Source organism: Streptomyces sp. C1-1 (genome assembly GCF_050214755.1).
Taxonomy (GTDB): domain Bacteria; phylum Actinomycetota; class Actinomycetes; order Streptomycetales; family Streptomycetaceae; genus Streptomyces.
Genome location: NZ_CP189827.1, coordinates 350378 through 376840, shown reverse-complemented (window position 1 = coordinate 376840; position 26463 = coordinate 350378). Strand labels below are relative to the sequence as shown.

At 71.7% G+C, this 26463-nt stretch carries 25 protein-coding genes; 10 read left to right on the top strand and 15 right to left on the bottom strand.

Going from position 1 to position 26463, the window contains the following annotated elements:
* Positions 1-22: 22 nt before the first annotated feature.
* Positions 23-1504: an FAD-dependent monooxygenase gene (locus ACQF4J_RS48075; protein ID WP_427168972.1), complete on the bottom strand. Its 1482-nt coding sequence runs from the start codon at positions 1502-1504 to the stop codon at positions 23-25.
* Between the two features lie 247 nt (positions 1505-1751).
* On the opposite strand from ACQF4J_RS48075, the gene ACQF4J_RS48070 reads away from it, so the two are divergent.
* Both ACQF4J_RS48070 and ACQF4J_RS48065 read left to right on the top strand, forming a co-directional pair.
* A complete protein-coding gene (locus tag ACQF4J_RS48070) occupies positions 1752-2480 on the top strand; it encodes an SDR family oxidoreductase (RefSeq protein WP_351805338.1) in 729 nt (242 codons plus the stop codon).
* 92 nt (positions 2481-2572) lie between these two features.
* A complete protein-coding gene (locus ACQF4J_RS48065; protein ID WP_427168971.1) occupies positions 2573-3451 on the top strand; it encodes an NmrA/HSCARG family protein in 879 nt (292 codons plus the stop codon).
* Between the two features lie 3 nt (positions 3452-3454).
* On the opposite strand, the gene ACQF4J_RS48060 is transcribed toward ACQF4J_RS48065, so the two are convergent.
* Entirely contained in the window at positions 3455-4072 is a 618-nt protein-coding gene (locus ACQF4J_RS48060) for a disulfide bond formation protein DsbA (RefSeq protein WP_351579565.1), read from the bottom strand.
* Positions 4073-4278: 206 nt separating this feature from the next.
* On the opposite strand from ACQF4J_RS48060, the gene ACQF4J_RS48055 reads away from it, so the two are divergent.
* A complete protein-coding gene (locus ACQF4J_RS48055) occupies positions 4279-5307 on the top strand; it encodes a methyltransferase (protein WP_351579568.1) in 1029 nt (342 codons plus the stop codon).
* 72 nt (positions 5308-5379) lie between these two features.
* Here ACQF4J_RS48055 and ACQF4J_RS48050 read toward each other — a convergent pair whose 3' ends face one another.
* Positions 5380-6588, bottom strand: coding sequence for an RNA-guided endonuclease InsQ/TnpB family protein (locus ACQF4J_RS48050; RefSeq protein WP_427168970.1), 1209 nt, complete (start codon positions 6586-6588; stop codon positions 5380-5382).
* 158 nt (positions 6589-6746) lie between these two features.
* Here ACQF4J_RS48050 and ACQF4J_RS48045 point away from each other — a divergent pair, with 158 nt between their 5' ends.
* From ACQF4J_RS48045 to ACQF4J_RS48035, 3 genes are read left to right on the top strand one after another with little or no spacing between them, the layout of a single operon-like run.
* Complete coding sequence (locus ACQF4J_RS48045; protein ID WP_351579571.1) at positions 6747-7187, top strand: carboxymuconolactone decarboxylase family protein; 441 nt, start codon at positions 6747-6749, stop codon at positions 7185-7187.
* A gap of 15 nt (positions 7188-7202) precedes the next feature.
* Positions 7203-7862, top strand: a complete 660-nt coding sequence (locus ACQF4J_RS48040) for a sulfotransferase family protein (RefSeq protein WP_427168969.1) — start codon at positions 7203-7205, stop codon at positions 7860-7862.
* A gap of 20 nt (positions 7863-7882) precedes the next feature.
* Positions 7883-8482: a dTDP-4-dehydrorhamnose 3,5-epimerase family protein gene (locus ACQF4J_RS48035; protein ID WP_351805344.1), complete on the top strand. Its 600-nt coding sequence runs from the start codon at positions 7883-7885 to the stop codon at positions 8480-8482.
* An 87-nt stretch (positions 8483-8569) separates the two neighbouring features.
* Here ACQF4J_RS48035 and ACQF4J_RS48030 read toward each other — a convergent pair whose 3' ends face one another.
* A complete protein-coding gene (locus ACQF4J_RS48030; RefSeq protein ID WP_351579579.1) occupies positions 8570-9598 on the bottom strand; it encodes a Gfo/Idh/MocA family protein in 1029 nt (342 codons plus the stop codon).
* 197 nt (positions 9599-9795) lie between these two features.
* On the opposite strand from ACQF4J_RS48030, the gene rfbA reads away from it, so the two are divergent.
* Positions 9796-10665, top strand: coding sequence for a glucose-1-phosphate thymidylyltransferase RfbA (gene rfbA, locus ACQF4J_RS48025; RefSeq protein WP_351579582.1), 870 nt, complete (start codon positions 9796-9798; stop codon positions 10663-10665).
* A gap of 57 nt (positions 10666-10722) precedes the next feature.
* Positions 10723-11796, top strand: coding sequence for a glycosyltransferase (locus tag ACQF4J_RS48020; RefSeq protein WP_427168968.1), 1074 nt, complete (start codon positions 10723-10725; stop codon positions 11794-11796).
* Positions 11797-11902: 106 nt separating this feature from the next.
* On the opposite strand, the gene ACQF4J_RS48015 is transcribed toward ACQF4J_RS48020, so the two are convergent.
* Positions 11903-13078 (bottom strand): glycosyltransferase, encoded by a 1176-nt coding sequence (locus ACQF4J_RS48015; protein WP_351579588.1) that lies wholly within the window; start codon positions 13076-13078, stop codon positions 11903-11905.
* 271 nt (positions 13079-13349) lie between these two features.
* On the opposite strand from ACQF4J_RS48015, the gene ACQF4J_RS48010 reads away from it, so the two are divergent.
* On the top strand, positions 13350-13586 hold the full coding sequence (locus ACQF4J_RS48010) for a hypothetical protein (protein ID WP_249839596.1): 237 nt from the start codon (positions 13350-13352) through the stop codon (positions 13584-13586).
* Between the two features lie 84 nt (positions 13587-13670).
* On the opposite strand, the gene ACQF4J_RS48005 is transcribed toward ACQF4J_RS48010, so the two are convergent.
* From ACQF4J_RS48005 to ACQF4J_RS47960, 10 genes are all read right to left on the bottom strand, one after another.
* A complete protein-coding gene (locus ACQF4J_RS48005) occupies positions 13671-15605 on the bottom strand; it encodes a multicopper oxidase family protein (RefSeq protein WP_427168967.1) in 1935 nt (644 codons plus the stop codon).
* Positions 15606-15702: 97 nt separating this feature from the next.
* The gene (locus tag ACQF4J_RS48000; RefSeq protein ID WP_351579595.1) at positions 15703-17481 is read right to left on the bottom strand and encodes an ABC transporter ATP-binding protein; all 1779 of its coding nucleotides are present in this window, start codon (positions 17479-17481) and stop codon (positions 15703-15705) included.
* 53 nt (positions 17482-17534) lie between these two features.
* The gene (locus tag ACQF4J_RS47995) at positions 17535-17738 is read right to left on the bottom strand and encodes a hypothetical protein (RefSeq protein ID WP_351579598.1); all 204 of its coding nucleotides are present in this window, start codon (positions 17736-17738) and stop codon (positions 17535-17537) included.
* Positions 17739-17839: 101 nt separating this feature from the next.
* Positions 17840-18730, bottom strand: a complete 891-nt coding sequence (locus ACQF4J_RS47990) for an ABC transporter permease (RefSeq protein ID WP_427168965.1) — start codon at positions 18728-18730, stop codon at positions 17840-17842.
* The gene (locus tag ACQF4J_RS47985; protein WP_351805354.1) at positions 18717-19541 is read right to left on the bottom strand and encodes an ABC transporter ATP-binding protein; all 825 of its coding nucleotides are present in this window, start codon (positions 19539-19541) and stop codon (positions 18717-18719) included. The genes ACQF4J_RS47990 and ACQF4J_RS47985 overlap by 14 nt, the downstream gene beginning before the upstream one ends.
* 37 nt (positions 19542-19578) lie before the next feature.
* Entirely contained in the window at positions 19579-20682 is a 1104-nt protein-coding gene (locus ACQF4J_RS47980; RefSeq protein ID WP_351805356.1) for an aliphatic sulfonate ABC transporter substrate-binding protein, read from the bottom strand.
* Positions 20683-20711: 29 nt separating this feature from the next.
* On the bottom strand, positions 20712-22043 hold the full coding sequence (locus ACQF4J_RS47975) for a sulfate adenylyltransferase subunit 1 (RefSeq protein WP_351805358.1): 1332 nt from the start codon (positions 22041-22043) through the stop codon (positions 20712-20714).
* Positions 22044-22045: 2 nt separating this feature from the next.
* Complete coding sequence (cysD, locus tag ACQF4J_RS47970) at positions 22046-22984, bottom strand: sulfate adenylyltransferase subunit CysD (RefSeq protein WP_427168962.1); 939 nt, start codon at positions 22982-22984, stop codon at positions 22046-22048.
* Entirely contained in the window at positions 22981-23562 is a 582-nt protein-coding gene (cysC, locus tag ACQF4J_RS47965; protein ID WP_351584721.1) for an adenylyl-sulfate kinase, read from the bottom strand. Before cysC ends, cysD begins: the two co-directional genes overlap by 4 nt.
* A gap of 65 nt (positions 23563-23627) precedes the next feature.
* Positions 23628-24404, bottom strand: a complete 777-nt coding sequence (locus tag ACQF4J_RS47960) for an alpha/beta hydrolase (protein WP_427168960.1) — start codon at positions 24402-24404, stop codon at positions 23628-23630.
* Positions 24405-24755: 351 nt separating this feature from the next.
* On the opposite strand from ACQF4J_RS47960, the gene ACQF4J_RS47955 reads away from it, so the two are divergent.
* Entirely contained in the window at positions 24756-26462 is a 1707-nt protein-coding gene (locus ACQF4J_RS47955; RefSeq protein WP_351805362.1) for a condensation domain-containing protein, read from the top strand.
* Position 26463 lies beyond the last annotated feature (1 nt).

The window sequence follows — 26463 nt, the reverse complement described above, 5'->3', positions numbered from 1 at the left end:
ATTCGAAGGGTGCCGTCGGCGCTCACCGGCCGGCCGGCTGGCGGACGCGTGCGGTGCCGAACCAGTGCTCGAGTGCGTGGGTGAGGTCGTCGGTGGTGCCGGGGCTGGTCCAGGCGACGTAGCCGTCGGGGCGGATCAGGACGGCGTCCAGGGGCGTGCCGGGCATGCTCCAGGCGGCGGTGACCGTGTGGACGCGGTCGCTGTAACCCTGGGCGGCCGCGGCAAGGGTGTCGTCGGTGGTGAGGAGCAGGCCGCGTCCGGTGCGCAGGAGCTCGGCGACGCGGGTGCGGGTGGTGTCGGGGAGGGTGAGGGCGGTGTCGGGGGGCATGCGGCGGCCGAGCAGGGGGTGGTCGCCCTCGGCCAGGTCGTAGCGGATGCCCAGGCCGCTGACGATGCCGGCGGTCTGCTCGGCGGCGTCCTTGTGGGCGAGCAGTTCGCCCACGACCTCGCGCACCGGGTCCATGGCCTCGTCCCCGAGGTAGAGCTTGGCGGCGGCCCGGGCGTTGCGGATCAACTGCTCCCCGACGGGGTGGCGTTCGCCGTGGTAGGTGTCCAGCAGGCCCTCGGGCGCGCGGCCCTGGACGGTGGCGGCCAGCTTCCAGCCGAGGTTGACGGCGTCCTGCAGCCCGGCGCTCAGCCCCCAGGCGGCCAGCGGGGGGATCTCGTGCGCGGCGTCGCCCGCCAGCAGCACCCGGCCGCGCCGGTAGGTCTCGGCCAGCGCGGAGGAGTTGCCCGAGGCCCACAGCCACAGACACTGCGCGTCGTCGATTGCCTCACCCGTCAGCCGCCGCCACGCGTCGGCGACCTCGGTGAACGTCAGCGCACCCGGCTGCGGGCGGGCGGGCAGGGCCGGGTCGTGGACGACCACCCGGCAGCGGCCCCCGCCCAGCGGGGTGCACACCACCATGCGGCCGCCGGGCAGCCGTTCGCCGATCGGCCGCGGGCGCGGGGTGACACCGGTGATCTCCGCGGTGTACATGCCCCGGGTGGGCTCCCAGACGGTGGTGGGGATACCGGCCAGTTCGCGCACCGTGCTGCCCGCGCCGTCGCAGCCGGCCACCCAGCGGGCGCTTTCCTCGCCGGCCCCGTCGGGGCCGGCGTAGGACACCACGACATGGTCGCCGCTCTCGCGCAGGCCGGTGACCTCCCGGCCGCGGCGCACCGGCACGCCGAGCTCGGCCAGCCACTCTCCCAGCGCCTGTTCGGTGCGGGTCTGGGACAGGCCCAGCACCCCGCTGTGGTCCTCGTCCAGCATGCCGAGGTCGAAGCGGACCCCGCCGAAGTGGCCCATCGGGCCCCACCGCACCGCGCCCAGGCGGGGCAGCAGTCCGCGCTGGTCCAGGGATTCGGCGGCGCGCCGGTTGAAGCCCAGTGCCCGGGACTCCTGGGTCGGTGCGGGCAGTCGGTCGTAGACGGCCACGTCCACTCCGGCCAGCCGCAGTTCACCGGCCAGCATCAGGCCGACCGGGCCCGCACCGACCACGATGACGTCAGTTGTTTTCATCTTTGAGGCCCTTTGCGCTGTGGCAATGGTTGGCCATGGTGAAGCTACTCAGGGCAATCTCCGGCCGCAACGATTCTGAAATTCGTGGGAGGCGTGGGGCGTTCGACCGTGGAGTCGGCGCAATTGAACGCAGAAGCTGAACACTTGAGCATGCGGTCCGCGCCGCAGCAATATCGTCGGGTGCCTTCGGGAATTTTTTCTCCCCCGGTGAATGTGCGCATTACCGGCCCCGCGAAAGGAAGCTGACGTGACGGACGAGAAGATCGCCCTTGTCACCGGTGCCAACAAGGGCATCGGATTCGCCGTGGCGCGCCGGCTCGGCGAGCGGGGGATCACCGTCATCGTCGGCGCGCGCGACGAGACGCTGGGCAAGCAGGCCGCCGACGCGCTGGCCGCCGACGGCATCGCCGCGACGGCACTGCGCCTGGACGTGAGGGACCCGGACTGCGTCGCCGAGGCCGCGGCGGCCATCGAACGGCGCCATGGCCGCCTGGACATCCTGGTCAACAACGCCGGCACCGCGGGCACCTTCACCGGCCCCCCGAGCGCCGCGAGCGCGGCGGATATGCGGGAGGTGTACGAGACCAACGTCTTCGGCGTGGTCACCGTCACCGGCGCGATGCTGCCGCTGCTGCTCCGCTCCCGGGCCGGCCGGATCGTCAACCTGTCCAGCCACACCGCCTCGCTGGCCCTGACCTCGGACCCCGGCTCCCCGCTGGCGGGCGTGAACATGATCGCCTACCAGTCGTCGAAGACCGCGCTGAACGCGCTCACGCTCGCCTACGCCAAGGAGCTGCGCGGGACTGCCGTCAAGGTCAACGCCGCCCTGCCCGGCGTGGTGGCCACGGACATCAACCACCACCGCGGCCGGCGCACCCCCGCCGAGGGGGCCGCCGTCGTGGTCCGCCTGGCCCTGCTGGAGGAGTCCGGCCCGTCGGGCGTGTGCCTGGCGGACGAGGGGCCCGTCCCCTGGTAGCCCGCCCGACGCACGGCGGCCGCCCCGCAGCCGCCGCATCCGACCGCACCGCCGGGCACGTTTCCGGCGGGCACGAGACTTGGAGAGACACAGTGGCGCTTGAGGGAACGATCCTGGTGCTGGGCGGGACCGGCCGGCAGGGCGGGGCGGTCGCCCGCGAACTGCTGCGGCGCGGCCACACCGTGCACGCCCTGGTCCGCGACCCGGCCAAGGACCAGGCGCGGGCGCTCGCGGAGGCGGGCGCGGTCCTCGTCCGCGGCGACATGGACGACGCGGCCTCCCTGGCGGCGGCGATGGACGGCGTCCACGGGGTCTTCAGCGTCCAGACCTTCCGGGGGCCCGGCGGCGTCGAGGCCGAGGAGCGCCACGCCCGGGCGGTGGCGGACGCCGCGGTACGGGCCGGGGTGCGGCACTTCGTCTACAGCTCGGTCGGCGGCGCGGACCGCGACACCCGGGTCCCGCACTTCGAGAGCAAGCACCGCGTCGAGCAGTACCTGGCGACCCTCGACCTGCCCACGACCGTCCTGCGGCCGGTGATGTTCCACGACATCCTGCTCGACATCGCCCCGCGCCCGGCCGGGGAGGGCCTGGTGCTGGCCATGTGGCTGGACCCGCAGATCCCGGTGCAGCTCATCGCGACCAGCGACATCGGCGTGTTCGCCGCGGACGCCTTCGAGGATGCGGACGCCTGGCTGGGCCGGACGGTGGAGATCGCCGGCGACGCCCTGACCGGGCCGCAGATGGCCGCGGCCTTCGAAGCGGTCTCGGGCATCCCGACCCGCTACCAGCAACTGCCGATCGAGCCGCTGCGAGGCGCCCGCCCCGACCTGGCCAACATGTTCGACTGGTTCGAGCGCGACGGCTACCGCGCCGACCTCGAGGAACTGCGCCGCACCCGGCCCGGGCTGGTCACCCTGGAGAGCTGGCTGGCGGAGAACTGGACGGCCCCCGTGGCCGCGACGGCCCGCTGAGACTCAGGTGAAGACCGGTCCCCGGGTGCGGGTGCGCTTGAGCTCGAAGAACCCCTCGGTCGCCGCCACGGCGAGCACCCCGTCCCACAGCCGCAGCGCGGCCTCACCCCGCGGGGCCGGGGTCACCACGGGTCCGAAGAACGCCACGTCCCCGACCGCGACGACGGGCGTGCCCACCTCCTCGCCGACCCGGCCGATGCCCTCGTGGTGCGAGGCGCGCACCGCGGCGTCGTACGTCTCGACCCCCGCCGCGTCGGCGAGGCGGGGGTCGAGGCCCGCCGCCGTCAGGGCGGCCGCGTAGGTGGCGGGCTCCTTGGGCGCCCGCTCCAGGTGGAAGCGGGTGCCGAGCTCGGTGTACAGAGAGCCCAACACCTGCGGGCCATAGCTCTGTTCGGCGGCGGCGCACACCCGCACCGGCTCCAGCCGCACGGCGAGGTCCCGGTGCCAGCGCTCGGGCAGATCGGGACGCCCCTCGTTGAGGACGGTCAGGCTCATCAGATGCCAGCGCACCTGAAGCGGCCGCTGCCGGGCGACCTCGAGGATCCAACGGGAGGTCATCCACGCCCAGGGGCAGGTCGGGTCGAACCAGAAATCCACCGGGGTTGGGGTGTCGTACCGCAACGGGGCCTCCTCGACGTAGCCGGGCCGGAACAATTTGACAAGCCGCCCCGGAATTTCACTGGAGCAGTGCTGGACGGGCCCTGTTCAACCGCTCAATTCCCCGGTTGAACGTGCGGGAACGCATTGTGGGAATACGGAAGTTGCGGGTTTCCAAATCGCCGACCTATGGTCTGGAATCCACGAAAAGGCGCTCCGAAAGGAAAGGCATGTCCGTGCTGCCCGAGGTTCGTGACCAGTCCGACTCCTATGCGCTGCTCCATCTCATCCAGGGCGCGGTGATCACCCAGGCTATTTCGGTCGCGGCCCGGCTCGGCGTCGCGGACGTGCTGGCCGGCGGCCCGCTGTCCGCCGCGGACATCGCGGCCCGCGTCGGCTCCGACCCCCAGGCGACCCACCGCCTGCTGCGCGCGCTCGCCGGCCACCAGGTGTTCGCCCGCCGTGCGGACGGCCGCTACGAGAACACCCCGATGTCCGAGCACCTGCGGGAGGACGCCCCGGACTCGATGCGCGGCTTCGCCCTGCTGATGAACCACCCCACGCTGTGGGAGGAGTGGGGCCACCTGGCCGCCACCGTCCAGAGCGGCGAGGCCAACCTGCCCAAGCTGCGCGGCATGGGCGCGCTGGACTTCTTCCACGCCAACCTCGACTACGCCCGGGTGTTCTTCGAGGCGTTCGGCGGGCTCTCGGCCTCCGAGACCGACCCGATCCTGGCCGCCTACGACTTCTCCGTCTTCGGCACGGTCGTGGACGTCATCGCCGGCCGCGGCAACCTGCTGGCGGGCATCCTGAAGCAGGCACCGGACACCAAGGGCGTGCTGTACGACTCGAAGATCGCCACCGTCGACTCGCCGGCGCTGTTCGAGGCGGCTGGTGTCGCCGACCGGCTGACCATCGAGCACGGCGGCTACCTCGACAAGCTGCCCACGGGCGGCGACGCCTACGTCTTCAAGCACATCATCCACGACTTCTCCCGGGCCGACGCGGTCACCGCGTTGCGCAACGCGCGCGAGGCGATCGCCCCCGGCGGCAAGCTCCTCGTCATCGAGTACGTGATCCCCGAGAGCAACGAAAAGCACCTGGGCAACACCATCGACCTCTGGCTGATGCTGATGCTCGGCGCCCAGGAGCGCACCCTCGCCGAGTACACCGAGCTGTTCGCCGAGGCCGGCTTCCAGCTCACCCGCGCCGTGCCCACCAGCGCGCCGATCTCGGTCATCGAGGGCATCCCGGTCTGAGCGCCGGCAGCCAGCATCCGACCTGTTCCCCCGAACACCCCACAGGAGAAGACCCGTTGACTTCCTCCCCGCCTAATGGCGGGGGATTCCCACCCTCGCGGGTGAGGGTTCCTGCTTCATCGACGACTGCCCCGTCCGGGAGGACTCCCGTTGAGGTCTTACACCGTCTCCACAGGCAGAGACCGCCAGCCCGGCGGCCAGGATGTTGCGTGCCGCGTTCACGTCGCGGTCATGCACGGCGCCGCAGTCGCACCTCCACGCGCGGACGTTGAGCGGCATCTTCGCCGTGACCGTGCCGCAGGTCCCGCACAGCTTCGAGCTGGGGAACCAGCGGTCGATCACGACGAGTTCACGCCCGTACCAGGCGCACTTGTACTCCAGCATCATCCGCAACTCACGCCACGACGCATCCGAAATGGCGCGCGCCAGCGTGTGGTTCTTGACCATGGTGCGGACGGTGAGGTCCTCGATCACGACCGTTTGGTTCTCACGGACGAGCCGAGTCGACAGCTTGTGCAGGAAGTCGCGGCGCCGGTCGGCGATCCGCGCGTGGACGCGGGCCACCTTCCGGCGCGCCTTCTCTCCGTTCGCGGAGCCTTTCGTCTTCCGCGACAACTCACGCTGCGCGCGGGCGAGACGAGCACGGTCACGGCGTTCGTGCTTCGGGTTGGTGATCTTTTCCCCGGTGGACAGGGTGACGAGGCAGGTGATCCCGGCGTCCAGGCCGACCGCGTTCGCCGTGGGGGCGGCCGGGGTGACGGTGTCCTCGCACAGCAGGGACACGAACCAGCGTCCCGCCGCATCGCGGGACACCGTGGCCGTGGTCGGCTCCGTGCCCTGGGGCAGGGGGCGAGACCAGCTGATGTCCAGCGGCTCAGCCATCTTCGCCAACGTCAGACGTCCGGCACGCCACGTGAAGCCGGAGCGGGTGTACTCGGCCGAAGCCCGGGATTTCTTCCGGGACTTGAAGCGCGGGTATCGCGCCCGCTTGGCGAAGAAGTTCCCGAACGCGGTGTGAAGATGCCGCAGCGCCTGCTGAAGCGGAACCGACGATACCTGCGTCAGAAAGGCGAGTTCCTCGGTCTTCTTCCACTGTGTGAGCGCGGCGGACGACTGGACGTAGGAGATGCGGCGCTGCTCGCCGTACCAGGCGGCGGTGCGTTCTTCGAGTGCCTTGTTGTAGACGAGACGGACGCAGCCGAACGTGCGCGACAGCTGCTCTGCCTGCTCATCGGTTGGGTTGAAGCGGTACTTGAAAGCCCGCTTGACCTGCTGCGTCATGCCCCACGTTCTATCAGGTCCCGTGTGGGCCGCGGGTGTCGGCCGGTGGCCGCAGACGCCGAATCGCCCTGGAGGCGATTCACCTTTCCCTGCCCTGCTCCGCAGGAGCTTCGCTTCCTCCCCGGCCTGAAGGCCGGCGTATCCACGAAGGAATCCCGATGACTGCACGGATGGACAACCCCTCCCTGGTCGTTCCCGGCGCCCTGCAGCCCCTGCTCGACCTGACCGAGGTCATCGGCAAGACGGGCGTGCCCAAGACCACCCTCGATCTCGTCCGGCTGCGCGTCAGCGAGATCAACGGCCGCGTCTACACCTTCCCCGAGGAGCAGACGGGCGCCTGGGACGCACGGCTGCCGCGGGTGGCCGGCTGGCGCACCGAGTCCTGCTTCGACGAGGCCGAGCGGCACGCCCTGGAGATGGCGGAGGCTGTCACGCTGATGAGCGACCCGCAGGACATGGCCTCGGACGAGGTCTGGGAGAAGTCCGCCCGGTACTACACCGACGAGCAACTCGGCGCCCTGGTCATGCACATCGGCCTGGTCAACCTGTGGAACCGGGTCAACGTCGCCACCCGCCAGGAAGACGCGGCCTGGCGCTGAGAAGGGACAGCCATCGTGCTCACGCTCATCAACGCCGGTCTGGGCAGGACCGGCACGACCTCGCTGAAGGCGGCCCTGGACCGGCTCGGTCACGGCCCGTCCTTCCACATGTTCGACATCGTCGGCGACGGCGAACGGCTGCGGCAGTGGGAGAAGGTCGTCTGCGACGGCGAACACCCCGACTGGACGGCCCTGCTCGCCGGCTACCGGGCCGCGGTGGACGGCCCCTGCGCCCTGTACTACCGCCAGCTCAGCCAGGCCTTCCCCGACGCCAAGGTGATCCTCACGGTGCGCGACGCCGAGGGCTGGTACCGCAGCACCCACGACACCCTCTACCAGTTCGCGCTGCGCAGCATGGCCAGTTTGCCGGAGCCCGGCAGTGCGCAGGCCCGGCTGCTGCGCATCACCCGCGCCATGGTCTGGGACGGGCTGTTCGGCGGCCGGTTCGCCGACAAGGACCACGCCATCGACGTCTACCACCGGCACAACGAGGACGTGGTGCGGGCCCTGGGCGCGGACAACGTCCTCGTCTACGACGTGCAGCAGGGCTGGGAGCCGCTGTGCGCCTTCCTCGGTGTCGACGTGCCGCGCGAGGCCTTCCCGCGCACCAACGACACCGCGTCCATGCGGCAGCGGATCGCCCGGGCGGCCGGCGCCGCGGCCGCCACCGGTTGAGTTCGGCGAGGAGAGTTACGGTGCTGATAACGGAAATGACGGTCCCCGGCGCGTACCGCCTGCAGCCCGAGGCGCTGGAAGACCGCCGGGGCCACTTCTTCGAGTCCGTGCGGGCCAGCGAGCTGCTGGCCGCCAGCGGCTGGCAGTTCACGGTCCGTCAGGTCAACTACTCGGTGTCGCGGCGCAACACCCTGCGGGGCATCCACGGCACCACGGTGCCGCCCGGCCAGGACAAGTTCGTCACCTGCGTGCGCGGCAGCGCCCTCGACATCGCCGTCGACCTGCGCGTCGGCTCGCCGACCTTCGGCCACTACGACGTCACCCTGCAAAGCCCGGAGACCAGGACGGCCGTGTACCTGCCCGACGGGGTCGGGCACGCCTTCCTCGCCCTGAGCGACGACACCTGCATGAGTTACCTGTGCTCGCAGGAGTACGTGCCGGGCACGATGATCGACGTCGACGCGCTCGACCCGGACCTCGCCCTGCCGTGGGATCTGAAGGAGCCGCCGATCCGCTCGGACAAGGACGCCGCGGCGCCCACTCTGGCCCAGGCGGCAGCGGCCGGCCTGCTGCCCACCTACGCCCAGTGCCCGCCGCGCCCGCTCACCCCCGCACGTTAGGGCCGGCGGGGGAGTGGCAGACGGCGGGCGGCATCCCCGGGATGCCGCCCGCCGTCTTCCTGCTTTTGCGGTGCGCCCCGTCGGGGCTCACCGGGCGGCGCCCACCAGGCCCTGTCCGTCGAGGGCGTGCGCGCGGATGCCGGCCATCAGCCCCGCCTGGCGCACCAGGTCGCGGTGGTGCTCCGCCCGCGCCGCCGGGTTGCGTACGGCCTTGTGGAACGTGGTGAACACCCCGAGGAACTGATCCGAGGCCGAGGCCCGGATCCGTGTCTCGCGGTCCTTCTGCTCCAGGCGCAGCACCGGGCGGGCGCCCGCCGAGGGCGTGAACGCCCACTCCAGCACCAGCCGCCCTTCGCTGCCCCACAGCTCATAGGCCGACCGGTAGCCGTGGGACAGCCCGAAGGAGCAGTGCGCGGTGACCCCGTCGTCGTCGCCCAGCAGCGCCGCCCCGGACACATCCACCCCCAGCTGCGCATCCCACCTCAAGGCCGCGCCCAGCACCCGCGCCGACGCCCCCAGGTAGGCCTGGGCTGCGCGCACCGGGTAGCAGCCCACCTCCCACAGCGCCCCGCCGCCCAGGTCCGCCTGGTACTTGATGCCGCGCGGATCGGTCGGCGGAATACCGAACGTGCCGTGGTAGGAGCGCAGTTGCCCGATCGCCCCGCCGGCCAGCAGCGCCTGCGCCTGCTCGTGCTGGGGGTGGCGCAGGAACGCGAAGTTCTCCATCAGGGCCAGGCCGCGCTCCTCGGCGAGCGCGACGAGGTCCCGGGCCGTCTCCTGGGCGGGCACGGCGGGCTTCTCGATCAGGACGTGCTTTCCCGCCTCCAGCGCCCGCCGCGCCCACGTGGCGTGCTCGCTGTTGGGCAGCGGGACGTAGACCGCGTCGATGCCGGGCACCTCCAGCAGCCGCTCGTAACCCTCCACGGCCGCGCAGCCGGCGCCGGCCGCCACCTCGTGAGCCTTCTGCCCGGAGCGGCTGGCGACCGCGACCAGATGGAACGGCGAGCGGCGGATCGCGGGCAGGGCCCGGCGGGTGGCGATGTCGGCGCATCCGATGATGCCGATACCGGCGCTCTGCTCGGATTCGAGATCGGGCGTCAGATCTTCGTTTTCCACAGGTCCACCTAAACGATGACAGTAAAAGCGCATGCCTGAACCGGTATGCCGTCAGCCTGAGTAAGCACACCCGGGCCTGTCAACAGGCAAGCAATTCGATTGCGGTGGACGCCGGGGAACCTTTCGGCCGGGTGGCCGACGCCGATAAAGTGCGGTCACCGCCTGAATAGGCACGAAGTTACTGAGGAGGCGCCACGGTGAAGGGCATCATCCTGGCCGGCGGCAATGGCACGAGGCTCCATCCGATCACTCTCGGGGTCTCCAAGCAAATGCTCCCGGTCTACGACAAGCCGATGATTTACTACCCGCTTTCGGCGCTCATGCTGGCGGGGATCACCGAAATAGAGATCATCACCACGCCCGGGGATGCGGAGATGTTCCGGCGGCTGCTGGGCGACGGCTCCTGGCTGGGCATCACCCTGACCTACGCCGAGCAAGACAAGCCCCGCGGGCTGGCGGATGCGTTCCTGGTCTCCGCCGACCACATCGGCGACGACTCCGTCGCCCTGGTGCTGGGCGACAACATCTTCCACGGCTACGAGTTCGGGCCCATGCTCCAGCGGGCCGCGCAGGACATCGAGGGCTGCGTCCTGTTCGGCTACCAGGTCCGCGACCCCGAGCGCTACGGCGTGGGCACCCTGGACGAGCAGGGCCGGCTCGTCGCCCTGGAGGAGAAGCCCGCGAACCCCGCCACCAACCTGGCCATCACCGGGCTGTACCTGTACGACAACCAGGTCGTCGACATCGCCCGCCGGCTGCGGCCCTCCGAACGCGGCGAGCTGGAGATCACCGACCTCAACCGCGTCTACCTCGAGCGCGGCCAGGCCCGCCTGATCCCCCTGGGGCGCGGCTTCGTCTGGCTGGACACCGGCACCCACGACGCGCTCATGGAGGCCGGCGACTACGTCCAGGTCCTCGAGCACCGCCAGGGTGTGCGCATCGCCTGCCTGGAGGAGATCGCCTGGCGCATGGGCTACATCGACCGGGAGTCCTGCTACCGGCTCGGCAGCCGCCTGGCCCACTCCTCCTACGGCCAGTACGTCATGGAGATGGCCCAGGCCGGCTGAACCCCCCTACCGCGCACCGCACGCTCCCGCCCCGCAACGGAAAGAAGTGCGTCAGCCATGAAAATACTGTTCACCGTCGGTGGCAGCCAGGCGGCCGTCTTCGGCGTCGCCCCGCTTGCCGCCGCCGCCCGCAACGCCGGCCACGAGATCCTGCTGGCCGCCGACGAACCGCTGATGGCGGCCGCCCAGTCCGTCGGCCTGCCCGCCGTCTGCATCACCCCCGAGCGCATGCGCTACGGCCAGGACGCGCTGACCGCCGCCGGCCGCATCGACGCGCTGCTGGAACTGACCGGGCAGTGGAGCCCCGACCTCGTCGTCGGCGGCCTGTCCCACGTGCCCCGGGTGCTCGCCGCGAAGCTGAAGGTGCCCTACGTCCGCCACATCTGGCACATCGCCCCCATGGCCCGCCGCGACGCCACCGCGGTGGCCGAACTGGCCCCCCAGCTTCAGCGCCTGGGCCTGACCGAGCTGCCGGAACCCGACCTCTTCATCGACCTGTGCCCGCCCCCGCTGCGCCCGCCCGGCGCCCCGGCCGCGCGGGCGATGCGCTGGGTGCCCCGGGTCAGCCAGCGCCGCGTCGAGCCGTGGATGTACACCCGCCCCGAAGGCCGCCGCCGCGCCCTGATCACCGCCGGCACCCGCAACCTGCTGCTGGACACCTCCGCCGGCTCGCTGCGCCCGCTGGTGCAGGAGCTGACCGGCGCGGGCGTGGAGGTGCTGATCGCGGCGCTCCCCGAGGCCGCCGAACGCTACGCCGCCGAGCTGGGTGAGGTGCGCATCGGCTGGATCCCGCTGGACGTGGTCGCCCCCACCTGCGACCTCGCCGTCCACCACGGCGGTGCCACCACGGCCATGACGCTCCTGAACGCCGGGGTGCCCCAGCTGATCGTTCCCGACAACGGCTACGGCAAGGCCGTCGCCGAGGCCATCAGCGGCTACGGCGCCGCCGTCATGGTGGACCGCCACCGCCCCCAGAGACAGGACCCGCAGGCGGCGGTCGTGGCGGGCTGCCTGGAGATCCTCGGCGATCCCCGGTACGCCCAGCAGGCCCGCGCCGTGGCCGCCCAGGCGGCCACGCTGCCCACCCCGGACGAGGTGCTGCGCGAGATCGAGGCCCTCACCGCCCGCTGACTCAAGGGGCCTTTGGCGCGCGTCACGCAGCTCGCCCCGGGACCGACGGAGAGGTTCTCCGCGGTTCCGGGGCGATTTTGCGCTGCCGAGGCCGACGTGCCGGCCGTCAGACCAGCGCCTCCAGCCGGGGCACGATCTCGGCGGGCGTGGGCAGCGTCGAGATCTCCTTGGCGACGAACTGCGTCCGCTCGGTGTAACTGGGGTTCTCCAGCAGCTCCTTGCACGCCGCGGCGATCACCTCACCGGGCGCCTTGTCGGGCTCCTGGGCCTGCGGCCACAGCGTCTTGCCGGCACCGAAGTCGGTGATGGCCTTGGCGATGGCCTCCCGGTGGTAGTTCGGCGGGAACTCCGGCGGGTTCTCCGGGATCACCAGCTGCGGCACGCCGTTGGCCATCAGCGTGGTGGCGGTGGTCGCCCCGCCGTGGTGGACCGCCAGGTCACAGGTGGCGGCGGTGACGTCCATCGGGATCCAGCCCACGCGCGCGGTGCCCAGCTCGGCGCCGAACCGCTCCACGGCCCCGGGGTTCGCCGCGATCAGCGCCTCCGCGCCCAGCTTCTCCAGCTCCTTGACCAGCAGCGGCATGGACCAGCCCGGGTCGCGGAACATCAGGCTGCGGAAACCCGAGGTGATCACCACGCGCTTGCGGCCCTCGGGCCGCGTGTACATCCACCGCTCCAGCCGGCGCTGGGGGTTGCTGGGGATCCAGCGCATCGGCTGCGCGGCCGGGTCGTGGGAGGGGCGCAGCGACGGCGGGGTGGAGTCCAGCAGCAGATCGGGCGTGAGCAGCCCGTCCACGCCCAGGCGCTCCATCTCCGGCCGCAGCTCCGCCTCGGCGCCGGGGTCGATCCCGGTGAGCGGAATGCCCAGGTACTCGACGTGGCGCACGTAGGGGACCTTCAGGTGGGCGGCGAGCAGCATCGCGGCGTAGCTCTGCGAGCTGCCCACGACCACGTCCGGGGTCCAGTCCTTGGCCAGCTCCAGCAGGGACTTCACCCCGGCCAGGCCCATCTGCGCGAAGCCGCGGCCCTGCCCGAACATCTCCTCGTCGCCCAGCTCGCGGGGGAAGCGCAGCCCCTTGCCCGGGTTGCTGATCCGCATGAAGTGCCGGATCGGGTCGACGGTGTAGCAGAAGGTGGGAAGGCCGATGGCCTCCGCGGTCTCCACCCACGGCTCGTGGGCGGCCAGCATGACGTGGTGGCCCGCGTTGCGCGCGGCCGTCGCCAGCGGGGCAGCGGCATAGTAGGTGGCCTGACTGCCCGTGGTTATGAACAGGATTTTCATGGCACTCCGGATGCTTTTCGTGGGATGCGGCCTGCGGCATTCGCGAACTGTACCGATGGTCCGCAGCGCGGCCGTTTTCTGTCAAACACCGGCAATTGACAACCCCGTTCAGGCGCGGATTTCCCGCAGTTGAACGGGTTATTCTCCGGACCTCGTTGCGCACTCTTCGGCCGCTGACCATCATGAGGTCGGTACGTGTGGCCAGGAAGCCTCAAAAAAACCGGATACCGAAAGTCGGTGGCACATGAACAACCTGATCTACGAAGCCCGGATGGCTCTCCGTGACGTCATGGAAGTGAACATCTACAGCCAGGGAAACGACAAGGTCTATCTGACCGTTTTCCCGGAGCTGGTCTGGGAGGGCACCGAGAAGACGCAGCCGGAGAAGGTGGTGCGGAACGTCATCGGTCTGCTGCACGACATGGACCTGGACGTCGCCGACGGCGAGGCGTCCGTGCGCACCCTGCTGGACTCCGGCCCGGTGGAGATCGTCCGCAAGGCCGCCTGACCGCCCCGCCGCCCCTCGTCTTTTTTGTTCTTGTGTTGCGAGTGCCCGCGCCGACCACCGCCGCGGGCACTCGTCGTTGCCGGGTCAGTGGTGGTGGTCGGCGTGGAGGTGGTCGGCGGGGCGGACCACCAGCGGGCGCACCATGTGCTGCTCGTGCTCCAGCATGTGGCAGTGGTGCACGCCGCGGCCGGTGACGGGGAAGCGGACGGCGACGGTGACCAGTTCGCCCGGGGTGCCGTTGGGGCCCAGCCGGATCTCGCCCGCCGTGCCCACCCGGATGACGTCCTTCTCGCCCTGCTCGTGCGGTTCGAGTGCGGCCGCCTTCAGATACGCCACCGGTCTCGCCGTCCCGCGCACGGTGCGGTCGAAGCCGGTCACGTCGTAGTTGTCGCGGGCCAGGACCTGGAAGTGGGCCAGGTGGATGTGCATGGGGTGCGGGGAGGCGGCGAGGTTGAGGTACTTCCAGATCTCCACGCTGTCGTGGGCCACGGTGAACGCGCCGCCGTCGTCGTAGGCCATCGCGGTGCGCCGCAGCGTGGTGAGGGTGCCGTCGGCGTCCTTGACCTGGACGATCCCGGCGGCGGGGAAGGTGAGGCCCGCCGCGTCGGCCTCCGTCACCTCCTCCATCTCCCACAGCTCGGGCACGTTCTCCGTGCCCGGGCCGACCAGCACCACCCACCGGGGCGCGGCGTCGTGCGGCATGTCGTGGTGACTCATCCGCTCGAAGGTCGAGGACAGCACCGCCGGCGGCGTGAACCGGGCGGCTCGCTTGCGGCCGGTGACGCGGAACTGCATCACGTCGGGCTCCAGCAGGTCGTTGCGGACACTCGACGCGCCGGGCGGCACGCCCTCCATGGTGTTGACCAGCTTCACCGACTGCCCGCGCAGGGCCCCGAAGTCGACCAGGACGTCGGCGCGTTCACCGGGGGAGAGGTTGAGCGCCCCCTCCACCGGCAGCGGCGCATCGAGCAGGCCCTGGTCGGTGCCGATGACCTGGAAGGCGCCGGGCACGGGTTGGCCGTCGGCCAGCAGCATCAGCCGGTAGATGCGGGAGTTGGCGGTGTTGGCGATCCGCAGCCGGTACCAGCGCGGATCGACCTCGAGGTAGGGCCAGATCACACCGTTGACCAGGGTGTAGGGGGCCGCGTGGGTCCGCATGAGCTTGGTGCCGACCATCTCCACCTTGTGCACCAGGCGTCCGGTGAGCGCGCCCGAGGCATCCAGGTCGAAGTTGCGGTCGCTCAGCACCAGCGGCACCTCGTAGCGGCCCCGGGGCAGGTCCAGGGCCTGCTCCTCCTCGTCACGGCACACGAACAGCCCCGCCAGGCCGGCGTACACGCTGAAGCGGCTCACGTGGTGGGTGTGGTCGTGGTACCACAGCGCCGTCGCGCTCTGGTCGTTCGGGTACGCCGACAACTGCACGTCGCCGGGGGCGATCAGGTTCTCCATCCAGCCGTCGTTGCCGCCCCCGGTCAGCATGCCGTGCAGGTGCACCACGGCCCACGGCTGCAGGCCGGCCACCCCGGCCACCTCCTGGCAGCCCGCGGTGCCGGGGTAGTTGGACAGCGGGTCCGGCGAGGGGCCGCCGGGCGCCCCGAAGTCGACGGCGGTGACCGGCAGGGGGCCCGTCAGCTGGTTCTCCCAGGCGATGCGCAGCCGGCGGCCGCGGACCGTCTCGATCGTCGGCCCGGGGTAGCTTCCCTCGTACGTCCACATCCGCACCGCGGGCATCTGCGAGTGCACCCGCACATCGGCGGTGCGCAGGCGCACGGTCAGCTCGTCATGACCGCCGCGCTCGACCGGCCGCAGCACCCGCGGGATGCGCAGCGGGTCCTGGAACTTCGTCAGGATCAGCCTCGGCGCCGACGGCTCGGGCCCGCCGGGGCCCGCATCGTGTGGCGCGGCGAAGACGGAGTAGGCGGGCACCAGCGAGGCCAGACCGGCCACGGCGCCGCCACGCAGCAGCGTGCGCCGCTTGAACAGGAGCGAGTCGGGTATGTCGGCAGAGGGATTCTCCATCTGCCGGATAGTAGGCAATACCCCCTGCAAAGCCGCTCGAAGTGGCGTCCAGATCAGGGGAGTTCACCACTCCGCCGGCCCGCGGGCCGGGCGGGTTCTAGACGGCTGCCATCTCGGTGTCCCGGCGCACCAGCGCGGCATAGCGGCCGCCCAGCGCGAGGAGCTCCTCGTGCGTGCCGCGCTCGGCGATGCGCCCCCGCTCCAGCACGATGATCTCGTCGGCGCCGCGGACCGTCGACAGCCGGTGCGCGACCGTGATGGTGGTACGGCCCGCGCTGGCGGCGTCGATGGCCTGCTGCACGGCCCGCTCGGTCTGGGTGTCCAGGGCGCTGGTGGCCTCGTCCAGGACCAGCACGGGCGGATCCCGCAAGACCGCGCGGGCGATCGCCAGCCGCTGCTTCTCCCCGCCGGAGAAGCGGTAGCCCCGCTCGCCGACCACCGTGTCGTAGCCCTCGGGCAGCGACATCAGATAGTCGTGGATGTGCGCCACCCGGGCCGCCGCGACGAGTTCCTCATCCGTCGCGTCGGGCTTGGCGAAGCGCAGGTTGTCGGCGACCGAGGCATGAAAGAGGTACGACTCCTGGGAGACCACGCCGACCGCCGCCGACAGCGTCTCGAAGGACATCTCGCGCACGTCGACGCCGTCGATCGTGACACTGCCCGACGTCGCGTCGTACAGCCGCGGGATGAGATAGCTCAGCGTCGTCTTGCCCGACCCCGTTCCCCCCACCACCGCCAGGCTGCGCCCGACGGGCACCGTCACCTCGATGCCGTCCAGGGTGGGCCGCTCGGCGCCGGCGTAGCGGAAGCAGACGTCGTGCAGCCGCACCTCGCCGCGCAGCTGCGCCGGCACCACCGGCCGCTCCGGCTCGGCGACGTCGACGGGCAGGTCGAGGTACTCGAAGATCCGCCCGAACAGCTCCAGCGAGCTCTGGATGTCCAGACCGATCGTCAGCAGCCGCTGCGCGGGCCGGAACAGGATCTGCTGCAGGGTCACGAAGGCGACCAGTTCGCCGATGGAGACGGCCATGCGGCCGCCGCTCGCCGTCAGCCCGGCCACCCAGTAGATCACCGCGGGCATGGCCGCCATGACCACCCAGATGGTCGACTGGTACCACAGGCCCGCCGTGCTCGCGCGCACCTCGGTGTCGGTGAGCTTGCGGGACTGCGCGGCGAAGGCGTCGCTGAGCGAACGCGAACGGCCCATGGTGTGGCCCAGGATGATGCCGCTGACCGACAGCGACTCCTGCACGTTGGAGGACAGGTCGGCGAACTGCCGCTGCCGCGAGCGGGTCAGCACGCGCAGCTCGTCGCCGACGCGGCGGCTGACCCACACGAAGCCCGGCAGCACGACCAGCGACGCCAGGGTGAGCCGCCAGTCGAGCAGGACCATGGCGGTGACGGTGGCCAGCACGGTCGTCACGTCCGACACCAGCGCCGTCGCGGTAGTCGTCACGGTCACCTGCATACCGCCGACATCGTTGGCGATGCGGGACTGGACCTCACCGGTGCGGGTGCGGGTGAAGAACGCCAGCGACATCCGCTGCAGATGGGAGTAGACGGCGGTGCGCAGATCGTGCATGACCAACTGGCCGACCCTGGCCGACAGATAGGTCTGCCACACGTTGAACGAGCTGTTGGCGACCGCGACGGCGACCATGCCCAGGGCCAGCAGGGACAGCAGCCCGGTCCGGCCCTGCGGCAGCGCCACGTCGACGATCTCACGGATCAAAAACGGGTTGATCAGGGAGACCAGCGACGACGCCGCGACCAGGAACGCCACGGACACAAGGCTCTTGCGGTAGGGGCGGAACAGCTTCAGGATGCGCCGCTTGTGGACGGGATGGCGGGCAGTGGCCGACCCGGTGGTCCTCACCCTGGTCTCCTTCTCTTCGCTCGACTCCGGACGACGGCTGCCGCGGCCGGTTCTCACCACTTGCTGACCAGCTCGTTGAACCGGGCCAGCTCCTCCTGCGACAGCGGCGGCAGGCACGGCGCCTCGCCGGCCGGGCCGACGTACTGCGTCCAGGGAGTGGGCAGGTAGGTTCCGTACCAGCCGATCGCCATCCACATGAGCCCCTCGCCGAGGTTCCGGCCGAGGGCCTTGAAGGCGGATGAGTGCCATGCCCGCATGTCGGTCTCCGTTTCGCCGGCCAACCCTTCATCCGCCACCTTGGGCGAGCGCTCTCAAGAAGCGGCGGGCCATCGCTCAAGCCCCGCTGGAGGCGCCGTCGTCAGCCCCTCGACAGCAGGCCGCGGCTGCGCAGCACCCAGCGTTCCAGCGGGCTGAACAGCAGCAGGTCGATGGCGATACCGACGGCCAGGATCAGCACGATGGCCTCGAACACCATCGCCGTGTCACTGGCGTTGCGGCCGTTCTCCAGCAACTGCCCCAGCCCCACCCCCAGATCGGGGAACGAGGCGATGATCTCGGCGGCCATCAGGGAACGCCAGGAGAACGCCCAGCCCTGCTTGAGGCCGGCGACATAACCGGGCAGCGCGGCCGGCAGCGTGACGTGCCAGATGCCCCTCAGGCCGCTCGCGCCCAGGGTGCGGCCGGCCCGCAGGAACAGCGGGGGCACCTGGTCGACGCCGGAGACCAGGCCGTTGGCGATGGAGGGCACCGCGCCGAGCAGGACGACGGCGTACATCATCTTGTTGTTCAGACCCAGCCACAGCACCGCGGGCGGCACCCACGCCACCGACGGCAGCGACTGCAGGCCGGACAGGATCGGGCTGATCGCCGCCCGTATCCACCGCGCCCTCGCCACCACCAGTCCCAGCGGGGTGCCGATGGCCAGGGCCAGCAGGAAGCCGAGCAGGCCGCGCGAGAGCGACGTCCAGATGTAGCCGAGCAGGTCGCCCCTAAGCCAGGCGTCCCGCATGACCCGCCACACGGCGGCCGGGGCGGGCAGCTTGGTGGGATCGTCGACGAAGCCGAAGGACACCAGGCCCTGCCAGCCGCCCAGCACCAGGGCGACGGCGAGGAGGGGCGGCAGCATCTTCTCCTTGAGGATCTGCCGCCACGGCGTGCGCGGCGCGGGCACCGTCTCCAGCGCGTCCAGGCCCGCCTCCAGCCCGGACAGGTCACCGGCGCTGTCCACGGCGGTCTCAGCGCCGGCCATGGCGGCGGATCTCCCCACGCAGCTCTTCGGTGATCTCCACGGCCAGTTCCGCCACCGCCATGTCCTCGATCCGGCGCGGCTGCGGCATGCCCACCCGCCACTGGCGGGTGATCCGGCCCGGGCGGGAGGACAGCAGCACCACCCGCTCGGCCAGCCGGACGGCCTCACGCACGTTGTGCGTCACGAACAGCACCGACAGCTGCCTCTCGGCCCAGATACGGGTCAGTTCGTCGTGCAGCACGTCCCGGGTGATGGCGTCCAGCGCCGCGAACGGCTCGTCCATCAGCAGCAGCCGGCTGTCCTGCGCGAGCGCCCGGGCCAGCGCCACACGCTGGCGCATCCCGCCGGACAGCTCGTGCACCCGCTTGCCGTACGCGCCCTTGAGCCGTACCAGTTCCAGCAGTTCCTCCGCCCGTGTCCGGCGCTCGGCGCGGTCGACGCCGCTCAGGCGCAGGGCGAGTTCGATGTTCTTGCCCGCGCTCAGCCACGGGAACAGGGCGTGCTCCTGGAACATCAGCGCCGGCCGGCCGTCGGTGGTGATGGTGCCGGCGCTCGGTGTGTCCAGGCCGGCCACCAGGTTCAGCAGGGTGGACTTGCCGCAGCCCGAGGCACCCAGCAGGGTGACGAACTCGCCGGGGGCGATGTCGAGGCTGATGTCGTCCAGCACGAGCTGCCCCGCGGCGGGGCCCGGGAACGACTTCGAGACGTGCGCGATACGGGCGGCGCACGCGGCCGTCCCGGCGGCCTCGGTGGCCGCGCGAGCCTCGGCGGCCGAGGCCGCCGAGGCGGCTGTGGCGAGGGTCGTGGTCATGGTCGTCACCTCCTGGGAATCTGATCGAAAACCGGTGTCAGCGGGTGCCGAGACCGGCATCGCCGACCGTGCGCCCGCCCATGGCCGAAAGGACCTTGTTCAGGAGCGTGAGGTCGTAGATGCCCCTCAGGTCGGGCCTGTTCAGCAGCCCGGCCGTGACCGCGTGCTCCGCCTCGGTGTGCAAGGTGGCGGCCAGCGGGTCGTCGGTGAAGCGGATCGAGGACCACGCCGGGTCCAGGACGTCCGCGGGCAGGGCCTTGCCGGAGTCGGCGGCCAGCTGCTTGTTCGCCGCGGCCTTCGCCGCGTCCGGGTCGGCGTTGATCCACGTGTTGGACTCGACCGACGCCTTCAGCACGGCCTCGACAGCCCTCGGGTGCTTTTTGAGGAAGCTCTGCCGCACGACGATGTTGGTGATCACGAACTTCTTGCCGGGCCACAGCGCCGCCTCGTCCAGCAGGACCTTGCCGCCCTCGGCGACCAGCTTCGAAGCGGTCGGCTCGGGCACCCAGGCGCCGTCGATGGAACCGGACTTGTAGGCATCCGGGGTGATCTTGTTGTCGGTGCGGACGACGCTCACATCCCCCCTGCCGCTCTGCGGGTCGACCCTCCAGCCCTGTCCGGCGGCCCAGTTGAGGAAGGCCACGTCCTGGGTGTTGCCCAGCTGCGGGGTGGCGATCTTCTTGCCCTTGACGTCCTTCAGCGACGCGATCTTCTTCGGGTTGACGACCAGCTTCACCCCGCCGGACGCCGAACCGCCGACGATCTTCAGGCTCTTGCCGCCCGACGTGGTGTAGCCGTTGATGGCCGGCGAGGGGCCGATCCAGCCGATGTCGATCGATCCGGCGTTCAGCGCCTCGATCTCGGAGGGGCCGGCGCTGAAGACGGCGTACTCGGCCTTCGTGGCGCCCAGTTCCTTCTGGAACAGGCCCCGCTGGCGGCCCACCAGCGCGGTGGCGTGGGTCAGGTTGCCGAAGTAGCCGATCCTGACCGAGCCGAGATGGTCGATCTTCTTCGCGCCGGCGGCGACCTTGGCGATGTCGTCGTCCTTGGCCTGGGAGCCGTAGCCGCAGGCGGCGAGGGCGAGCAGGGGGAGCGTGGCCAGGGCCGCGAGGGTGCGGCGCCGGGCGGTGGTGGCAGACACGGTAGGCGTCCTCTCGAAGGGGAGCGTGCTCAGACGTCCCGCTGCCCGGGGCCGGGCGCGCCGTCGGCGGATGCCGCGGTGGCGAAGGACTCCCCGGCCATGCCCGCGGTGAGGGTGGTGCCGTCGTCGGCGTCGATCAGGATGAACGAGCCGGTGCGCCGGGAGTCGGCGTAGGAGTCCAGGGGAAGCGGCTCGGCGGTGCGGATCCGCACGCGGCCGATGTCGTTGGCCAGGAGCTGCCCGGGGTCGGGGTGCAGGGACAGGTCGTCCAGGGTGAGCCGGGAGGGGATGTCCTTGACGATCGCCTGCACGGTGCGGGTGCCGTGCTTGAGCAGCACCCGCCGGCCCACGGTCAGCGGGGCGTCGGCGACATGGCAGACGGTCGCCTCGAAGTCCCGGCTGCCCTGCGGGGCATGCCCGCTGGGCACGATCAGATCGCCGCGCGAGACGTCGATGTCGTCCTCCAGCAGCAGCGTCACCGACAGCGGCGCCGAGGCCGCCTCGACCCGCTCACCCAGCAGGTCGATGCCCGCGATACGGGTCGCCCGCCCGGAGGGCAGTACCGTCACCGCCTCCCCGACGCGGAAGGCTCCGACGGCGATCTGCCCGGCGTAGCCGCGGTAGTCGGGGTGCTCGGCGCTCTGCGGCCGGATCACGTACTGCACCGGAAGGCGCGCGGGGCAGCGGCCGGGCTCGTGCGCGGCCGGCACGGTCTCCAGGTGCTCCAGCACGGTCGGGCCCGCGTACCAGTCCATCGTTGCCGACGGCTCCACCACGTTGTCACCGGCCAGCGCGGAGATCGGGATCGCGGTGACCTCCGGCACGCCCAGGGCGAGGGCGTAGGCGGTGAACTCCTCGGCGATCGCCGCGAAGACGGACTCCCGGTAGCCGACCAGGTCCATCTTGTTGACGGCGAGGACGACGTGCGGGACGCGCAGCAGGGCGGCGATCGCGGCGTGGCGGCGGGTCTGCTCGACGACGCCGTTGCGGGCGTCGACCAGGATCACCGTCAGCTCGGCGGTGGAGGCACCGGTGACCATGTTGCGGGTGTACTGCACGTGGCCGGGGGTGTCGGCGAGGATGAACCGCCGTCTCGGCGTGGCGAAGTAGCGGTAGGCGACGTCGATGGTGATGCCCTGCTCGCGCTCGGCCCGCAGCCCGTCGGTGAGCAGCGCGAGGTCGGGACCTTCCTGGCCGCGGCTCGCGGAGGCACGCTCGACGGCCTCCAGCTGGTCGGCCAGCACCGACTTGGAGTCGTGCAGCAGCCGTCCCACGAGGGTGGACTTGCCGTCGTCGACGGACCCGGCGGTGGCGAACCGCAGCAGTTGTGCGCTCGGGGCGGCTTTCACGGCGGTCGTCATGGCTAGAAGTACCCCTCGCGCTTGCGGTCTTCCATCGCGGCCTCGGAGAGCTTGTCGTCGGCACGCGTCGCGCCGCGCTCGGTCAGCCGGGAGGCGGCGATCTCGGTGATCACCTTGGCGATGGTGTCGGCGTCGGAGTCGACCGCGCCGGTGCAGGACATGTCACCGACCGTGCGGTAGCGCACCCGCCGCTTCTCCACGCGCTCGCCGTCCCTGGGCCCGCCCCACTCACCGGCCGTCAGCCACATCCCGGCGCGCTGGAAGACCTCGCGTTCGTGGGCGTAGTAGATCCGCGGCAGGTCGATGGCTTCGCGGGCGATGTACTGCCACACGTCCAGCTCGGTCCAGTTGGACAGGGGGAAGACGCGGACGTGCTCGCCGGGGGAGTGGCGGCCGTTGTAGAGGTTCCACAGCTCGGGCCGCTGCCGGCGCGGGTCCCACTGCGAGAACTCGTCGCGCAAGCTGAACACCCGTTCCTTGGCGCGGGCCTTCTCCTCGTCCCGCCGTCCGCCGCCGAACACGGCGTCGAACCTTTCGGCCTGGATCTTCTCGGTCAGCGGCAGGGTCTGCAGCGGGTTGCGGGTGCCGTCGGGACGTTCGCGCAGCACCCCGCGGTCGATGTAGTCCTGCACGGAGGCCACATGGAGGCGCAGCCCGTGTGCGGCGACCGCCCGGTCGCGGTAGTCGAGGACCTCGGGGAAGTTGTGCCCGGTGTCCACGTGCAGCAGCGGGAACGGCACGGCCGCGGGGGCGAAGGCCTTCAGCGCCAGGTGCAGCATGACGATGGAGTCCTTGCCGCCGGAGAACAGGATCACCGGCCGCTCGAACTCGCCCGCCACCTCACGGAAGATGTGCACCGCCTCCGACTCCAGGCCGTCCAGGTGCGACACCGTCGTGGCGTCCCGGACCAGCCCCGCCCGCCCGTGCGTCAAGACCGTCATGCCAGCCCCCTCTCGACCAGGAAGGCGTGCAACTCGGCGGCCGTCTCCGCCACCGACCTGCCCTCCGTGCGGATCCGCAACTCCGGGGCGTCCGGCTCCTCGTAGGGGGCGTCGATCCCGGTGAGCCCGGTCAGCTCGCCCGCCGCCTGCCGGGCGTACAGGCCCTTGACGTCCCGCTCGCAGCACACCTGCACCGCGGTCGCCACGTGCACCTCCAGGTAGGGCGTGCCGGCCGCGGCATGCCGGTCGCGGACGGCGGCGCGGGAGGCGGCGTAGGGGGCGATGACCGGGGCCAGTACCAGCACGCCGTGACGGGCGAGCAGCTGCGCCAGAAAGCCGATCCGGGTCACGTTGGTGTGCCGGTCCGCCCGGGTGAAGCCCAGCTCCTGGGACAGGAACCGGCGGATCTCGTCCCCGTCGAGGACCTCGGTGCGCCGGCCGGTGGCGGCCAGCTGCTCGGCCACCGCGCGAGCCAGGGTGGTCTTTCCCGCGCTCGGCAGCCCGGTCAGCCACACGGTGGCGCCGCGCTCGCGGGTGGCGGCAGGCGCGGCGGGTGCCGCCGGGGGTGCGGCGGCCAGGGTGTGAGCCGTGGTCACGGTGATGCCCTCCTGAACGTGAGGTGACGTGCCGGACGAGAGAGGTGTCAGGCGGTGGCGAACTCGGCCAGGGTCCGGCCCAGTACGTCCATGTCGATCCGGTGCCAGGAACCGGGCAGTTCCAGCGACCGGCCCTCGGGCAGGGCCGCCGCGGTCGCCCGGGCCGCCGCCCGCAGCCATTCGCTGGTGCCGCTGCTGTTGAGGACCAGCGTCGGGGTCCGGTAGCCGGCGAGCCGGTCGGCCGGGACGCTGCAGTCGCCGCAGATCGCCACGTCGTAGGCGAGGGTGTGGGCGTTGGCCTCGTTCACCGCCCAGATCGGCCCCTGGCGCCACTGCGCGACCGTGTCCGGGGTCAGTCCCAGGAAGCTGCCCAGGTAGTACTCGACCGCCTCCTGACGCCGGTCCTCGGACATCAGCACCCGCAGCGTCTTGGCGACGTTCCACGGGGGCTTGGGAAAGCCCTCGGTGCGGTAGAACGGCTCGTGCAGCGCCAGCTTGGTGATGGGGGCGCCCGCCAGGGCCGCCTCGATGGCGAGGTTGGCGCCCGAGGATCCGGCGAACACCACCGCCGACCCGCCGGCCTCCTCGATCACCGCCTGAAGATCCTCGATCTCGCGGGCGACCGCGTACTGCGGCGCGTCCCCGCTCTCGCCGCGTCCGCGGCGGTCGTAGACGTAGGTGGTGCAGTGCGGCGTCAGTTCGGGCACGAGCGCGTCGAAGATGGTGTGGTCGCGAAACGAGCCGTTCAGGAGCACGATCGGCGGACCGTCCCCCGCCTTCTCGTAGGCGATCGTGGTGCCGTCACGGGAAACGACCTTGCGCATACGCACTCCTCACGCCGAGCGGGAGGTGCCCTCACCTCCCCACCTGGCGGCATCTTCGAGTGCCCCGCTGGACCACGGGTCGAAGAACGGTCGTGAGCCCCCTGGGCCCCGCTCGCCCGCACACCGTGCACCCGCGGCCTGACACCGGCCTTTTCCGCCCCCCACAACCGGGCGGCCCCAGCGGCCCACCAGCGCGGCCACAGCCGCATTCGACTCCCGCCCCGTGTGATGGACCGTGGCGAGACCGAACCCGGCGGTGGCCGTCAGCGGTGCGTCAGGCTCCAGGCGGCGCATGGGCGACAGCAGGCCGGGCCCGTCCCGTCTGCCGCCGACCACAGGGGAGTTGTTCTCATGAGCGACCGGGCCGAACTCGGTGAGGTGCGTGCCGCCCTCGTGTCGCTGCCCGGTGTGCGGGACGCCGCCGTCCACGCCGCCCGGCACGCCCTGGGCGGCCTGCGGATCGTCGCGCACGTGGTGACGCGCACCCCGCCCGCCGAACTGCGGGCCGCCCTGCGGGCCCGGCTGCCCTCCCACCTGGTCCCGGCCCGCCTGCACCGGGTGCCGCACATCCCCCTGCTGCCCGACGGCCGGACCGACCACCCCGCACTGGCGGCCCTCACCCCGCCCGACCCCGACACCGCCCCCACGCTGCCGGAGGAGAGCCGGTGGGCCGCGGCGAGCGTGCCGGTCACCCCCCAGCAGCGCGCCCTGCTCCCGCACGCGCTCGCCCACCGCGCCACCGGCCGCTGGGTGCAGCAGCTGCACTGGCGCTGGCGCGGCCCGCTGGACACCGGCCGGTTCACCGCGGCCTGGCAGTCGGTGTTCGCCCACGAGAGCATCCTGCGCGCCGCCTTCGACACCGGCAGCGGGCCCCGCCTGGTCCTGCACGAGCACGTCCGCGCCGAGGTCGTGCGCCACCCGGCCGGCTCCGTCGACTTCGACCACCTCATGGAACGTGACCGGCTGCGCGGCTTCGACCTGCGCTGCCCGGGCCTGCTGCGGCTGCACCTCGTCGACGAAGCCGCCCCCCACGGCGGCAGCCCGCCGTCGGTGCGGATCCTGCTCACCTTCCACACCCTCGCCCTGGACGACTTCAGCGTGGCCGTCCTGCTGGAGGAGTTCTACCGCGCCTACCTCGCCGGGGGCCGCCTGCCCGGCGGCGAACGGCGCCCCGACTGCCGCGACTACGCCCGCTGGCTCGCCGGCCAGGACACCGCGCCCGCCCGCGACTTCTGGTCCGCCGCCGCCCCCGACACTGCTGCCCTGACACGGCCCGGCATCCCCGGCCCGGCCACCCGCACGACCGGATACGGCCGCGCCCAGACCCGGCTCGACGCCGCGGCGGCCGCCCGGCTGCGCACCTGGGCGGCCTCCCACGCCGCCACCGAGGCCGGCGCGCTGCAGGCGGTGTGGGCACTGCTGCTGTACCGGGCGGGCGCCACCATCGGCCCCGCCCTGGTCGGCTTCGGCGTCAGCGTCCTGGGCCGCGGCGTCGCCCTGGACTTCGTCCAGCGGCTGCCCGGCCTGCTGGCCAACTCCCTGCCCCTGACCGTCCGCGTCGACCCCGGCGCGCCCCTGGCCCGGCTGCTGGCCGACCTGCGCGACCAGGCACTGGAGATGGCCGCCTACGAATGGGTGTCCCTGGAGCAGATCGGCGCCTGGAGCGGACGCCCGCCGGGCGACGAACTCATCGACAGCCTCGTCGTCTTCGAACACCGACGGCGCGGCTCCGCCACCTTGCGCTCCGCGCTCGCCGCCCAGGGCATCAGCGTCGATGCACCCCGCCCGGCCGGCACCCCCACCGTCTTCCCCGTCACCCTGCAGGCCCGCCGGGACGCCGACGACGGCCTGCACCTGAGTGCCGTCCACGACCGCGCCCGCCTCGCCGACGCCGACGCGGCCCGCCTGCTCGGCCAGTGCGCCCGCCTGCTGCGCGAACTGCCCCACCTGGCGGGCGGTGCCGCGACCGTGTCCGACGCGCTGGGCGTGCTCGCCGACGAGCCGCCGGCCGCGATGGCCTGCGCGCCCGCAGCGACCGCCGCCGGCGCACCGACGTGAG

What these genes read in the sequence shown, in the direction of transcription:
- ACQF4J_RS48075 (WP_427168972.1), bottom strand. Translation starts at nt 1,504, where the DNA reads ATGAAAACAACTGACGTCATCGTGGTCGGTGCGGGCCCGGTCGGCCTG.
- ACQF4J_RS48055 (WP_351579568.1), top strand. Translation starts at nt 4,279, where the DNA reads ATGTCCGTGCTGCCCGAGGTTCGTGACCAGTCCGACTCCTATGCGCTG.
- ACQF4J_RS48050 (WP_427168970.1), bottom strand. Translation starts at nt 6,588, where the DNA reads ATGACGCAGCAGGTCAAGCGGGCTTTCAAGTACCGCTTCAACCCAACC.
- ACQF4J_RS48045 (WP_351579571.1), top strand. Translation starts at nt 6,747, where the DNA reads ATGACTGCACGGATGGACAACCCCTCCCTGGTCGTTCCCGGCGCCCTG.
- ACQF4J_RS48020 (WP_427168968.1), top strand. Translation starts at nt 10,723, where the DNA reads ATGAAAATACTGTTCACCGTCGGTGGCAGCCAGGCGGCCGTCTTCGGC.
- ACQF4J_RS48015 (WP_351579588.1), bottom strand. Translation starts at nt 13,078, where the DNA reads ATGAAAATCCTGTTCATAACCACGGGCAGTCAGGCCACCTACTATGCC.
- ACQF4J_RS48010 (WP_249839596.1), top strand. Translation starts at nt 13,350, where the DNA reads ATGGCTCTCCGTGACGTCATGGAAGTGAACATCTACAGCCAGGGAAAC.
- ACQF4J_RS48005 (WP_427168967.1), bottom strand. Translation starts at nt 15,605, where the DNA reads ATGGAGAATCCCTCTGCCGACATACCCGACTCGCTCCTGTTCAAGCGG.
- ACQF4J_RS47995 (WP_351579598.1), bottom strand. Translation starts at nt 17,738, where the DNA reads ATGCGGGCATGGCACTCATCCGCCTTCAAGGCCCTCGGCCGGAACCTC.
- ACQF4J_RS47990 (WP_427168965.1), bottom strand. Translation starts at nt 18,730, where the DNA reads ATGGCCGGCGCTGAGACCGCCGTGGACAGCGCCGGTGACCTGTCCGGG.
- ACQF4J_RS47985 (WP_351805354.1), bottom strand. Translation starts at nt 19,541, where the DNA reads ATGACCACGACCCTCGCCACAGCCGCCTCGGCGGCCTCGGCCGCCGAG.
- ACQF4J_RS47975 (WP_351805358.1), bottom strand. Translation starts at nt 22,043, where the DNA reads ATGACGACCGCCGTGAAAGCCGCCCCGAGCGCACAACTGCTGCGGTTC.
- cysD (WP_427168962.1), bottom strand. Translation starts at nt 22,984, where the DNA reads ATGACGGTCTTGACGCACGGGCGGGCGGGGCTGGTCCGGGACGCCACG.
- ACQF4J_RS47960 (WP_427168960.1), bottom strand. Translation starts at nt 24,404, where the DNA reads ATGCGCAAGGTCGTTTCCCGTGACGGCACCACGATCGCCTACGAGAAG.
- ACQF4J_RS47955 (WP_351805362.1), top strand. Translation starts at nt 24,756, where the DNA reads ATGAGCGACCGGGCCGAACTCGGTGAGGTGCGTGCCGCCCTCGTGTCG.